The organism is Ruegeria sp. C10, assembly GCF_056537805.1.
Genome location: NZ_JBQFSC010000001.1, coordinates 554,985 through 568,758, shown reverse-complemented (window position 1 = coordinate 568,758; position 13,774 = coordinate 554,985). Strand labels below are relative to the sequence as shown.

The window sequence follows — 13,774 nt, the reverse complement described above, 5'->3', positions numbered from 1 at the left end:
ATCACCGCAGTTTTGGGTTCAGCGCGTCGCGCAGCCAGTCGCCTAACAAGTTGACCGACAGGGCGAGGGCCAGAAGCGTGCAGGCCGGGAAGAACAAAATCCACCATTCGCCCGAGAACAAGAAACCTTGCCCGATCCGGATTAGTGTTCCCAGCGACGGCTGGGTCGGGGGGGCGCCCACACCCAGAAAACTCAATGTGGCCTCAGCAATGATCGCCAGCGCCAGCGAGATGGTCGCAATAACAAGAACAGGGCTGAGGACATTGGGTAGGATGTGACGGAACATGATCGGGAACGATCCACGCCCGATCAGGCGCGCGGCTTGTACATATTCCTTGTTTTTCTCAACCAGAGCAGCACCACGGACGACGCGTGCGAACTGCACCCAGTCCGACAACGCAATTGCGATGATGAGAACATAGATTGCCATCTCATCGCGGTATTCCGGCGGAGTGATCCCTTTGGCGATCCCAAAGATTAGCATCGCGACCAGAATGGCCGGGAACGTCAGCTGCACGTCTGCGATACGCATGATCAGCGTCTCGATCCAACCTCCGAAATACGCAGCGATCAGACCGAGGATCACGCCGATGATCAAGGCAAGAAGCACAGCAGAGGCACCTACGAACAATGAAATGCGCAACCCGTAGAGGATGGTCGAGAACACATCGCGCCCTTGGTCATCTGTGCCTAGCAAAAAGGTCTCTTGCGTAAACGCATTGGGCGTACCTGGTGGTGTGAACCCGTTCATCAGGTTCAGTGTTGCTGGATCGAACGGGTTATATGGCGCGATCAGCGGGGCAAAGATCGCCGCCAGCACCAGAATGACCACGACCAAAGATGCGATCATGGCTACCGGAGAGTGCCGGAAAGACCAGGCGAAATCGCTGTCCCAGAATTTAGCCATACGCGATTTAGGCGCGACTTTCGGGGTTTCCATCGTTTCGGTCATGTGGCCCTCGCGTCGACGCGCAGGCGCGGGTCAATGGCATAGTACAGAAGGTCGACAATCAGGTTGATTGTCACGAACATCACCGAGATCAGCATCAGATAGGCAGCCATAACGGGGATATCCACGAACTGGATCGCGTTGATGAACAGCAAGCCGACGCCCGGCCATTGGAACACCGTTTCGGTGATGATGGCAAAAGCGATGATCGACCCCAGCTGAAGGCCCGTGATGGTGATCACCGGCACAAGAGTGTTCTTCAGCGCGTGGCGGAAATTGATCACCCGGTCCGACAGCCCTCGGGCGCGGGCAAAGCGGACATAGTCAGCGCGCAGAACCTCCAGCATCTCGGACCGGACAAGCCGCATGATCAGCGTCATTTGATAGAGGCCCAGCGTGATTGCAGGCAATATCAACGCCTTGAGCCCCGAGGTCGTCAGAAACCCGGTGGACCAACTGCCAATCATAACGGTCTCGCCCCTCCCGAAACTGGGCAGTAGGTCAAGTTCAACCGAGAAAACATAGATCAGCAGGATACCTATGAGGAACGTCGGCAGCGAAACCCCGATCAAGGAAACGGTCATGATCACATTGGCAGCGATCCCTTGTCGTCGGATTGCAGTAAAGACACCGAGGGCAATGCCCATCGTGATCGCAAGAAAGCCGGACACAAAGGCCAATTCCAACGTCGCCGGAGCGCGTTCCACCAGGATGGTCGAGACCGGTCGCCCCTGGCGATAAGACACACCGAAATTGCCCTGAACGGCGCCTTGCAGGAACTTGGCGTATTGCACCACAAAAGGTTGGTCCAACCCAAGCTCGGTCCGTAGGCGGTCAATGTCGGCCTGCGTGCGCTCTTGACCCAGCATGTTGTCGATCGGGTCGCCAACAAATCGGAACATCGAAAAGGCGACCAACCCCACGACCAACAGCACTATGACGGACTGGAACATCCGTCTGACGATATATGCGAACATATGTTTCCCTCGTAGATCGGTCTCTCTAGGCCGACCTTGACCAGATGGTCAAGAGAGTGCTGTCAACTCAACGCGACGTTGCCGCCGATCAATTCACATTCACCCAACGCAGCAGGAAGAAGTTGTCCGGACGCTGCGTGACCTCTACATTGCTGCGCGTGCCCCAAACCAGCGGCTGGACATACATCGGCACATAAACGTGTTCGTCCTGATAGATTTGAGTAACCTCGTCCAGCATCGCCTGACGCTTGGCCTCATCCAGTTCTGACTGGATCATCGGCAACAGCTCATCGACACGTGCATTCGAGAAGCCGCCGAAGTTCCAGCTACCCAGCTTTTTCTCTTCGTTCGGGGTTGCGACAAGGAACCGGACCGGATGCTCGGCGTCGAACGTACCGGGGCTCCAGCCCAGCAGGTACATGTCGTAATTATCTTCGCGCAGTTCCGGCCAATAGTTCCGCACTGGCATCGCGTCCAGCTCGGCGGTGATCCCGATCTGAGCCAGCATACCAACGACGGCCTGACAGACGGCCTCGTCATTAAGGTAGCGGTCATTGGGGCATTTCAGGCCAAATGAGAAACCATCTGCATATCCGGCCTCGGCCAGCAGCGCCTTTGCCGATTCCACATCAAACGCGGGGCGTCCGGCGTTGGCTTCGGAGAACCCGCTCATGGCTGGGCTGACGAGCTGCGATGCGGGCTCGGCATTTCCGCGCATGATCGTGGCCAGAATGGCGTCGACATTCACCGCTTGCGCAACTGCCTGCCGCACGCGCGCGTCACGGAACGGGTTGGGTTTGCCCGCATCGTCTGTGTATTTCAGCGTGTCAGCCTCGTGGTCGAAGCCCAGCATGATCACACGCGCTTCAATGCCCTGGATGACATCGACTTCTGCGTTCTGCTGCAGCCGTGCGACGTCCTGAATGGGGACCGGGTTGATCATGTCCACATCGCCCGATAGAAGCGCCGCTACGGCCGTGGCAGGATTTTGGATCGGATTAAATTCTGCACGGGTGATGTTGTGTTCAACATCCCCCCACCAGCCTTCATAAGGTTCCAACACGGTCTTAAGACCCGGCTCGCGCTCGGTCACCTTGAACGCGCCGGTGCCGTTGGCGTTGATGGTGGCGTAGTTTCCGGTTTCTTTGTCGGGGACCACGGCGTCGTTGGCCTCAGTCCAGTCTTGATCCATGATCATCCAGTTGGCAATCGATGACGGAAACAGCGGGTTAGGTGCTGTGGTCATGATATCAACGGTGTAGTCATCAACTACAATGACGTCACTGACAGGAGCGAACCAACTGCGCGTGTCCGCCGCCTCACCCGAGGCGCGTTGGTAGCTGAACAGCACATCTTGCGCGTCAAAGCTGCTTCCGTCGTGAAAGGTCACGCCCTGACGCAGATTGAACCGCCATCCTTCGCCGTCGCCGATCGGCTCCCAACTGACAGCCAACGCGGGCTCAACGCTCATATCCTTTCCGCGGCGGACCAGCCCTTCGTAGACGTTGTTCAGGAACCCGAGAACTGGGGCCGAGTTGACCGCGTGAGGGTCCATCGTCTGCGGATCGGTGGTCGAGGCCCACTTAAATTCGGCCGCCTGTGCGGCGCTTGCAAGCAACATGGTCAGGCCGATTGCACTGTTTCTGAGGATCATGGCGAAATCTCCCTGTTAGCGCTGAAACAATCCAGCTTTTTCGCTGCCACGTAAAGCCGTTCCTGCGCCGAGATCACATGTCCGTTACCGACGGCGCAAACAAGAACAGGGCGCGTTTCCGCGCCCTGCATACCATCACAAAGGATAGTTTAGTTCATCTCAAAGTACTTGATCTTCGGTGAATCTTCCGGCTCGACGATGGTGCCCACGCCCGATTTCATGCCCCAGTTCAGCACCTGATGGTGGATCGGGATATAAAGCTGTTCGTCCTGAACAACCTGCCAGATATCACCGATCTGCTGATCACGTGCGGGCAGATCAGTTTCAGAGGCAAGGGCCACGATTTTGGCATCCAGATCCGGGTTGGAATAGCGTGTGCCATTCCACGAGCCGTACTTTTCGCCCTTCGAATGGACGAGGAAGTTGAAGATGTACTCCGAGTCATAAGTCGGAACACCCCAGCCCAGCATGTAGAAATCTGTTTCTAGGTTGTTGATCAACGGGAAGTGCTGGGCTTTCGGTTTGGCGTCCAGGTTAACTGTGACGCCGATCTGGGCCAGCATTCCAACCGCTGCCTGACAGATCGCCTCATCATTGATGTAGCGGTCATTCGGGCAGTTCAGGGTCAGCGAGAATCCATCAGGATAGCCTGCTTCGGCCATCAACGCCTTGGCCCCTTCGATATCGGTTGACGAGGACGCATCCATATCTGCATCCCAACCATTCACAAATGGAGGTGAGATCATGCCAGCAGGAGCAGACTGACCACGCATCACGACCTGTTTGATCGCATCGCGATTGATCGCTTTTGACATCGCCTGTCGAACGCGGACATCAGCCAGCGGGTTCTTACCATCCACATTGTCCGAGGTCAGATCAGCATCGCCCATGTTCATGCCAAAGAAAATCACCCGGTTCTGCGGCGCGGTGCGTACGTCCAGACCATCGGTTCCGGCTACACGCTCGAGGTCCTGTACGGGCACGTCCTGAATGAAATCAACCTCACCCGACAGCAGCGCGGCAACACGGGTCGCGGCGTTCTGGATCGGCGTATAGATGATCTCGGTCACCTGCAGCGGGAACTCATCCTTGCCCCAATAGCCGTCATAGGCGGCCAGGACGGTTTTCACGTCCGGCTCGCGGCTGACCAGCTTGTAGGGACCGGTGCCATTGGCGTTCTTGGCCGCAAACGTGTCTTCGCCGCCCTCATAGTCCTGAACCTTGACAGCGTTGTTTGCCTCGGCCCAACCTTTGTCCATCATGAACATGTTGGTCAGGTTGTTGGGCATGATCGGGTTCGGGCCGTCAGTTTCGATCTCGATCGTGAACTTGTCGGGCGCACGCACCTCTTTCACAGACGCCAGCAGTTCTTTGTAATCCGAATCCGGCGTCATCGCGCGGTTCAGCGAAAACACGACATCCTCGCTGTCGAACTCGGCACCGTCGTGGAAGGTAACGCCCTCGCGCAGTTTGAACACCCAGACATTCGGATTTTCTTCCGATGGTGCCCATTCGGTCGCCAGCGATGGAACCAGTGCGCCTGAGTGATCACGCATCACCAGCGTTTCCATGATCTGATGCGCCATGGCCGAGGTCGGGCCTTCGTTTTGCGCATGCGGGTCCAGCGTCAGCGCATCACCTGCACGGGCCCATCGCAGCGTCTCCGCCGAAGCGCCCGCCGCGATCATCGCCGTCGCACTGGCGGCAAGCATCAGAGTTTTGAATGACATAAGTCGTCTCCCCAGTTTTTGTTGTGGCCGCATTTTCATACGGTTGACCGAATTTATCGGCCATCATGGGCCAGCATCATCCAGATCATGGTCCGAGTTGCAACACCCGAATGTTAGTGCCCTGCTTTTCTTTCTGTCTGCCGGGGCTTAGGTGAATGTAGGTCATGCAGAAACACGCCTCGTATTTAGCCCTATGACAGGGTTGCCGCCTAACGTTTATTGAAGGCGTCTCTAAGAGCGTCACCAAAGGCCCCGTTCTGGGTGCTCTGACCCCCATGGCTGCGCCGCTGTTCCCCTGGCTTGGGTGTTCGTGCCGGTTTGCCCTTGCCACGGAGTGCATTGCCCTCGCGTGCCGAAGCGCCACCGTCCTTGCGCATGGACAGCCCAATGCGCTTACGTGGAACGTCGACTTCGACCACCGTCACTTTGACAACTTGCCCGGTTTTGACCACCTCATGCGGGTCCTTCACGAACCGATCGGCCAGTTGGCTGACATGAACCAACCCGTCCTGATGCACGCCAATGTCGACAAACGCGCCGAAGGCGGCGACGTTGGTGACGGTACCCTCCAGCACCAATCCGGGCTTCAGGTCCGTGATTTCCTCAACCCCGTCCGTAAACGACGCCGTTTTGAAACTGGGTCGCGGGTCTCGGCCGGGCTTCTCCAATTCGGTGAAAATGTCGCGAACCGTTGGTAAGCCGAAGGTGTCACTCACAAACTGCTCGGCGCGCAGGTCTTTCAGCGCGCCTTCATGCCCCATGATTTGGCGAATGTCGCGCCCACATGCTGCCACTACCCGACGGGCGACATCGTAAGCCTCGGGGTGAACCGAGGAGGCGTCCAGAGGCTCAGAACCGTCGCGAATTCGCAGGAAACCTGCACACTGCTCGAAGGCGCGTGGACCAAGACGGGCCACCTTCAGCAAATCCTTGCGAGACGCAAAGGCACCATGAATATCTCGGTGCGTGACGATCGCCTCGGCCAATCCCGGTCCCAGACCCGAGACGTGCGAAAGCAAGGGGGCTGAAGCTGTGTTCAGATCCACACCCACAGCGTTCACCACATCTTCGATCACCGACTCCAGTGACTGTGACAAGCGGTGCTGATCCACATCGTGCTGATACTGGCCGACGCCGATGCTCTTGGGTTCTATCTTGACCAGTTCAGCCAAGGGATCCTGTAGCCGGCGGGCAATCGAGACCGCTCCACGTAGCGAGACGTCGAGCTCGGGAAATTCGCGCGCGGCAAGCTCGGATGCCGAGTAGACCGAGGCTCCAGCCTCGGACACGACGACTTTGGTCGGTGATTTGACAGTCTTGGGCGGAAGCGACAGCGTATCGGCCACCAAACGCTCAGTCTCGCGGCTAGCTGTGCCGTTGCCGATGGCAATAAGCTCGATTTTATGTGTAGCGATAAGGTTCAGGATTGCCGCTTGTGCACCACGCAGATCATTCTTGGGCTGAAACGGATATAGCGTATCCGTTGCAACCACCTTACCGGTTGCATCCACCACGGCGGCTTTGACCCCGGTGCGAATGCCGGGATCCAACCCAAGCGTCGGACGTGCCCCCGCCGGAGCAGCGAATAGCAGATCCTTTAGGTTGCGCGAAAACACTTGAATTGCCTCGTCTTGTGCGCGGCTGCGCAGGTCGGCCATCAGCTCGACCATCATCGACAGCGACAGCTTGACCCGCCATGTCCAGCCCGCAACCTTGCGTAGCCACTTGTCACCAGGAGTATCACCGCGCGTGTTCAGATGAGCCGCAACCATGGCCTCGGCCCGCGCGGCGCCCGCTTCGGGTTCGGGAGCAATGTCGAGCGTTACGATCCCTTCCTTTGAGGCGCGCAACATGGCCAACGCTCGATGTGACGGGGTTTTCGACCAAAGCTCGGAATGATCAAAGTAATCGCTGAACTTGGCACCTTCCTGTTCCTTGCCCTCGACGACCTTTGCGCTCAGCAACGCCTCACGTTGCATGAAGTTTCGGAGCTCTCCCAGCAAAGCAGCGTTTTCGGTAAGCCGCTCTGTGATGATGTCCCGTGCACCATTCAGCGCGTCTTTGGTCGTGGGGACAGCCTCATTCAGATACCCCTCAGCCAGACCTTCTGGTTCCGCCGCACGGTCGGACAGGATCGCATCGGCCAGCGGCTCCAGACCATTCTCGCGGGCAATCATCGCCTTGGTCCGGCGTTTGGGCTTGTACGGCAGATAAATGTCTTCCAACTGCGCCTTGGTTTCGGCTTGGGCAATCGATTTCACCAGATCGTCCGTCAGTTTCCCCTGATCCTTGATCGAGGACAGAATAGCCTCGCGACGGGCCTCAAGCTCACGCAGATAATTCAGTCGGTCGGAAAGGGTGCGCAATTGGGTATCATCCAGCCCGCCGGTCACTTCCTTACGATAACGGGCGACAAAGGGCACGGTCGCACCTTCATCCAACAACCTGACCGCGGCCCCAACCTGTTCCGCGCGGGCGTTAATCTCGGTGGCGATGGTGCGGGTGATACGGTCCAAAAGGGGCCTCCTGACTTGCGGTTGGAAGATCGTCTTAGCCACCGGCACGCACAAGGGGAAGAGGCTGCGCTACGAAAAGCACCTCTGCACAAAAAATGCACGACCCTTACGCGGTGATCTGCACCTGCCTAGGCCAGACAGAACCAACACAAACAAGGAGCAGTTAAATGGGACAGTTCATCGTGCGCGGTGTACCGGCATCAGTTTTACAAGATAGTTGGTGGCTGGACACCCCTGATCGAGGCACAAACCGAGCCGATGGCTTAGCGGAACCCGGCAATCGCCACGCTTTTTTGGGTTTGGTGTTTCTGGTTGCGCTCGCCGATTTTCTGTTTTTCGACCATTCTCCTGGCCTTTCAATCGCACTCTTTACGTTGGCGGTTTCCGCTGTAGTGTTTGCCTTGCTGCGCCGCCGTGGTGGACTTGTCGGGCCAACCCTTCTTTTGCTGCTTAGCATTCTTCCGGTGGTGGAATATGTTCAGGCCCTGTCCGTAGCTTTCTTGCTGGGTGGATCGACCATTGCGCTGTGTTGGGCCGTGCTGGGCAATCATGAGGTCGCTTCGGTTCGCCGGTTTCTGTCTCTGTTTCCAATATTGGCGCTCAGACACGGGATAGAGGCGGTTCAGAAAGGTCATTCGGTTTCCCGCGTTGACGGGGTTGCCCTTCGTGCACTGCGCAACTGGAGTTTCCCGATCGGAGGCGCACTGATCCTTGCTTCGCTGATGGTTGCGGCCAATCCGATCTTGTCTGATTGGATCGATCGGATTTGGCGATTTGATCTGCGGTTCGACCGACTGCTATTCTGGATCGGGGCGGCAATCACGATCTGGCCCTTTCTTGCGGTCGCCTTGCGGCCTGACTTGCTTGCCCCCCGATTTGGCCCCGGACGCAAGCGCCCATTGCCTGCTTTTGGCCTGAATGCCCAATCCGTTGCAAATGCGCTAATGGTGTTCAACTTGCTGCTGGCGGTGCAAACGGGGATGGACATGGTTTATCTCTGGGGCAGCGCCAAGTTGCCCGAGGGGATGACCTATGCTGAATATGCTCATCGCGGGGCATACCCACTCTTGGTCACAGCTTTGCTGGCGGGCGCATTTGCCTTGGCCGCGCGACCCTATCTGAACGAGCGGCAGGGGCTGACAAGATGGATGATGCTGTGGCTGGCGCAGAATGTACTGCTGGTGATCTCATCGCTGATGCGCCTGTCGCTTTACGTTGATTTCTACGGGCTGACCTATTTGCGTGTTCATGCGGCAATATGGATGGCGCTGGTTGCTGTGGGCTTGTGTCTGACCGGTTGGCAAATTTTGCAGGGTAAATCGAACCGTTGGTTATTGCTGCGATCTGCGATCCTGGGGATTGGCGTGCTCTATGCATGCTGCTTCGTGAATTTTTCAGCCTTAATCGCCCGTTGGAATCTGGAAAATCCGATACGGTTTGATGCCTACTACGCATGTCAGCTCAATGAGATGGCGGCGGCAGAGTTGCTGAAGGACAAACGGGTACGCAATTGCGTAACCCCTCCGGTCGTCGACAATTGGAGGAATTGGGGCTTTCGCGCAGATCGGGTGATCCGTAATCTGGCCGTCGAACCCATGCCGGAGAAGGTAGATGAAAATCCTCGTCGTGGATGATGATCCACGCCTGCGAGAGCTGGTCTCGATCACGCTTGAGCGCGCGGGCTACCAAACGGTTACCGCCCGCGATGGCCAAATGGCTCTAACCCACGCGATGCGGGAAGCGCCTGATCTTGTCGTGCTGGACGTCGGCCTGCCTGAGATCGATGGGCTTGAGGTTTGTCGTCGCTTGCGGGCACGCTCGGACGTACCAATCTTGTTCCTGACCGCGCGTGATGACGAGATTGATCGCATTTTGGGCCTCGAGTTGGGAGCGGATGATTACGTGACCAAACCTTTCAGCCCCCGTGAGTTGGTTGCACGGATCAAAGCCATCCTGAAACGCAGCAAACCGGGTGCTGCAGAGCTTCTACTGCGGCATGGCCCGGTTGAAATGGATGTGTCGGCGCATTTGGTTCGGGTCGACGGCAATGCGCTTGCCTTAACCGCAACCGAGCTGTCGATTTTGCGTCGCCTGATGCAAACGCCCGCCGCCATCGTCTCGCGACCACAATTGGTTGATGCGATTTATGGCGCAGGCAGTCCGGTCTCGGATAGGACACTGGATAGTCATTTGCGGAACTTACGACGCAAGTTGGGGGATCAGGGCTGGGCCGGTGCCATCGAAACCGTGCATGGGATCGGATTGCGGATGGGTGCATGGCCGGGCTGAGACGCAAATGGCGCCCTTCGCTGGGTTTTGTTCTTGGCGGAGGTCTCGCGGGTACGCTCGCCCTGTCTCTGCTGGGTCTGATCGCGCTGCGGTATCTTGGACCTGAGATCGGGTTTCGAAACGCTGCGGGCTTGCTGGCGATCGTGATCGGATGTGCGACCGGAGTGGTCGGATACCTTATGGTTCGGCTTCTGCTCCGCCCCATAACGTCGCTGGCGACCTATTCAGGGGCCATTGAACAAGGGCAACGCGCCGAGCCGCCCGATCACTACGGCACACAAGAACTGTCGCGCCTCGCCGGTTCGGTTCTGAGCATGGCGGATACGCTGCAACGGCGCGAAGCTTCGATCCGCGTCTTTGCAGATCATGTCACGCATGAGTTGAAAACCCCTGTCACCGCGATCCGTGCGGCAGGAGAGTTGTTGGCTGAGGCCGAAACGCTCTCGGACCAGGATTACGCATTGCTGCAACAGATATTGGGTGCAAGCGATCAGATGCAAACGCAGCTCAGCGCGCTTAACACGGTTGCACAGGCACGGGTGCCGGAACATCACGGATCGGCAAAGCTGGATGATCTTGCTGATCAGTTGTACGCTTCGTTTCCCGAACTGGACATCCGCATTGAAGGGGGCGATCAGACTTTGCACCTTGCAGCCTCTGGTCTGAAAATTGCTCTGCAACATCTTCTGGACAATGCGCGCCGTCACGGGGCAGGGCAGGTGACCCTTATCGCGGAAACCGGTCGATTGGTTGTCCAAGACGACGGTCCCGGCATATCCGACGGTAACCGGGACCGCATCTTCAACCCATTCTTCACAACCGCGCGCGAGAAGGGAGGGACCGGGATGGGCCTGACCATCGTTACAAACCTGTTGGGGGCACATGGCGGGCGGATTTTGCTGGTGCCTTCCAAGACCGGTGCGCGATTTGAGTTGGTGTTTCCGGGTGCGTGATATCACTCAACAGCCCAAACTAATTCGACCCGTGTCAATTTGCGCCGCTCAATACGATTGATCCCAAGCCAATCCTCATTTAAGGGAGGCCCTGTCAAATCAGAGTCACCCGTGGGGCCGTCATGTCCCCTTTGGGATTGGTGCCTATGTCACGGCGGCACATGCTCTTGGATCGCACGCCCCTGAAAGGCTTAAAAAAGGTAAGGGAATATGGCAGAAAAATCGAACTTCGACGTATTGTATACCATTGTAGACGAAGCGCCCGAGCTGGCGAGCGCCTCGTTCCTGCCCATTATCCGCAAGTTTGCGTCAGCAGCCGGTGTCAGCGTCGGAACCAAAGACATTTCGCTGGCCGGGCGTATTATCGCGACCTTCCCCGAAAAGCTGACAGACGAACAGCGTATTACTGATGATCTGGCTGCTTTAGGTGAGCTGGTGAAAACACCGGACGCAAATGTCATTAAACTGCCCAACATCTCGGCGTCGGTGCCCCAGCTGGTGGCAGCCATCGAAGAGCTGCAATCACAGGGTTATGACATTCCGAACTACCCCGAAGAGCCTTCGACGGACGACGAAAAGGCGATCCGTGCGCGTTATGACGCCATCAAGGGTTCGGCCGTGAACCCGGTCCTCCGCGAAGGCAACAGCGATCGCCGCGCAGCGCGCGCTGTGAAGAATTATGCCCAGAAGAACCCTCATTCGATGGGAGAGTGGAGCGCGGACAGCAAGACCAAAGTGTCTTCGATGCCGGGCAATGATTTTTACGCCAATGAGAAATCGGCAACGATCACTGCGGCGCAAGCCGGCGATGCCAAAATTGAGTTTGTGGGCAAAGATGGCAGCGTTACGGTTCTGAAAGACGCTTGGCCACTGGCCGAAGGAACTGTGGCCGACGCAACATTCATGTCGGTCAAGGCGCTGTCGTCGTTCCTGACCGAAGCCATTGAGGACACCAAGAAAGACGGCACCATGTTCTCGTTGCACATGAAGGCGACGATGATGAAGGTCAGTGACCCGATTATCTTCGGCTATGCAGTCAAGGCCTGGCTTGCCCCCGTGTTCGAAAAATTCGGTGCAGAGCTGGACGCACTGGGTGTAAACCCGAACTCGGGTCTGGGGGACCTGCTTGAGCGGGTTCAGGGCAACGCAGACATCGTCGCCGCAATCAATGCGATCGAAGGGGATCGTCCGTCGATGTATATGGTGGACTCGGACCGTGGCATCACCAACCTGCATGTCCCGTCTGATGTTATCATCGACGCCTCGATGCCCGCAGTGATCCGTGCTGGCGGCAAGGGTTGGGACGAAACCGGCGCCAAGGGCGATACTATCTGTGTGATCCCTGACCGTTGCTATGCACCGGTGTATGATGAGGCCATCAATTTCTTCAAAGCCAATGGTGCACTGAACCCAGCCACCGCAGGAGCCGTCGCCAACGTTGGATTGATGGCGCAGAAGGCCGAGGAGTACGGCTCGCACCCGACGACGTTTGAAGCGCCCGCAGATGGTACAATCCGTATCGTTCTGGCCAATGGCGAAACGCTGCATTCCCATGACGTCGAAAAGGGCGACATCTGGCGCGCCTGCACCGTCAAGAAGGCCCCGATCGAGAACTGGATCCAGCTGGCGATGGACCGTCAGCGCCTGACCGGGTCCGAGGCGATCTTTTGGCTGGATGCCAACCGCGCACATGACGCCGAGCTGATCAAGTATGTCAAACCAGCGCTTGAAGCTGCAGGCGTGGCCGACAAGTTCTTGACTATGGCCCCGCGTGAAGCAACCCGCCAATCGCTGGAAACTATCACGGCGGGCAAGGACAGCATCGCCATCACCGGTAACGTATTGCGGGATTATCTGACCGACTTGTTCCCGATCCTCGAACTGGGGACGTCGGCCAAGATGCTATCAATCGTTAAACTGATGAATGGCGGCGGTCTGTTCGAAACCGGTGCAGGTGGTTCGGCGCCGAAACATGTTCAGCAACTGGTTGAAGAAAACCACTTGCGCTGGGACTCCATGGGTGAATTCTGTGCGCTCGGAGAATCCCTGAACTTCCTTGCTGACAGCAAGGGCAACGCCAAAGCGGGCGTCCTGGGAGCCGCTGCCGAGGCTGCCACGCAGGGAATTTTGGATAACAACAAGTCACCCAGCCGCAAAGTCGGCCAGCCGGATAACCGCGATAGCCACTACTGGTTCGCTCGTTACTGGGCCGAAGCTTTGGCGGGGCAATCCGATGATGCTGGGCTTGCCGCCGAGTTTGCACCGCTCGCGAAAGAGTTGGCGGACAAAGAAGAACAGATTTTGTCCGAGTTGGCGGCAGCACAGGGCGCACCCGCCGATCTGGGTGGATACTACCACACTGATCCGGCCAAAGCGGCTGCGGTGATGCGGCCAAGTGCAACCCTGAATGCGATCATCGGATAAGCCAGGGTTGCATAAACGCCTAAAGAGAAACCGGTCCGAAGAGGGCCGGTTTTTTCGTGCCCTGAAAAAGAAAAAGGCCAGCCCCCATAGCCAGCCTCTTTCTGAGTGAGTGGCGGGGCTTACGCCTCACCGGTGCAGTTGAGTTCATCCTACGCTTATCGTTCACGCTGAATATTCGGGGATTCCCGTAGACGGCCGCCTTTTATGAGCGATTAAGGATAAAAATAGTCATTATGTATGTGCAAATAAGTCCAAATGCTGACTGCGCCACGTCTGAGGCCT

General features: G+C 57.4%; 9 protein-coding genes. 4 read left to right on the top strand and 5 right to left on the bottom strand.

The features are described 5' to 3' along the window. Position 1 precedes the first annotated feature (1 nt). The 5 genes from ACR0DE_RS02525 to ACR0DE_RS02505 all read right to left on the bottom strand — a co-directional run bounded on the left by ACR0DE_RS02525 (position 2) and on the right by ACR0DE_RS02505 (position 7,826). Entirely contained in the window at positions 2–952 is a 951-nt protein-coding gene (locus tag ACR0DE_RS02525) for an ABC transporter permease (protein ID WP_170407343.1), read from the bottom strand. Next, a complete protein-coding gene (locus ACR0DE_RS02520) occupies positions 949–1,926 on the bottom strand; it encodes an ABC transporter permease (RefSeq protein WP_170393893.1) in 978 nt (325 codons plus the stop codon). The genes ACR0DE_RS02525 and ACR0DE_RS02520 overlap by 4 nt, the downstream gene beginning before the upstream one ends. A gap of 88 nt (positions 1,927–2,014) precedes the next feature. Further along, positions 2,015–3,580: an ABC transporter substrate-binding protein gene (locus ACR0DE_RS02515; protein ID WP_170393895.1), complete on the bottom strand. Its 1,566-nt coding sequence runs from the start codon at positions 3,578–3,580 to the stop codon at positions 2,015–2,017. 149 nt (positions 3,581–3,729) lie between these two features. Then, entirely contained in the window at positions 3,730–5,310 is a 1,581-nt protein-coding gene (locus ACR0DE_RS02510) for an ABC transporter substrate-binding protein (RefSeq protein ID WP_170393897.1), read from the bottom strand. Between the two features lie 209 nt (positions 5,311–5,519). Beyond that, a complete protein-coding gene (locus ACR0DE_RS02505; protein WP_480751630.1) occupies positions 5,520–7,826 on the bottom strand; it encodes a Tex family protein in 2,307 nt (768 codons plus the stop codon). 167 nt (positions 7,827–7,993) lie between these two features. On the opposite strand from ACR0DE_RS02505, the gene ACR0DE_RS02500 reads away from it, so the two are divergent. The 4 genes from ACR0DE_RS02500 (at position 7,994) to ACR0DE_RS02485 (ending at position 13,492) form a co-directional block, all read left to right on the top strand. Then, positions 7,994–9,460 carry a DUF4153 domain-containing protein gene (locus tag ACR0DE_RS02500; RefSeq protein WP_480751627.1) on the top strand — a complete coding sequence of 489 codons (1,467 nt, stop codon included), beginning with the start codon at positions 7,994–7,996 and terminating at the stop codon, positions 9,458–9,460. Then, positions 9,438–10,115: a response regulator transcription factor gene (locus tag ACR0DE_RS02495; protein ID WP_170393903.1), complete on the top strand. Its 678-nt coding sequence runs from the start codon at positions 9,438–9,440 to the stop codon at positions 10,113–10,115. The genes ACR0DE_RS02500 and ACR0DE_RS02495 overlap by 23 nt, the downstream gene beginning before the upstream one ends. Continuing rightward, positions 10,103–11,068: a sensor histidine kinase gene (locus ACR0DE_RS02490; RefSeq protein ID WP_480751625.1), complete on the top strand. Its 966-nt coding sequence runs from the start codon at positions 10,103–10,105 to the stop codon at positions 11,066–11,068. The genes ACR0DE_RS02495 and ACR0DE_RS02490 overlap by 13 nt, the downstream gene beginning before the upstream one ends. Before the next feature lie 210 nt (positions 11,069–11,278). Further along, complete coding sequence (locus tag ACR0DE_RS02485; RefSeq protein ID WP_480751622.1) at positions 11,279–13,492, top strand: NADP-dependent isocitrate dehydrogenase; 2,214 nt, start codon at positions 11,279–11,281, stop codon at positions 13,490–13,492. The last annotated feature ends 282 nt before the right edge of the window (positions 13,493–13,774 follow it).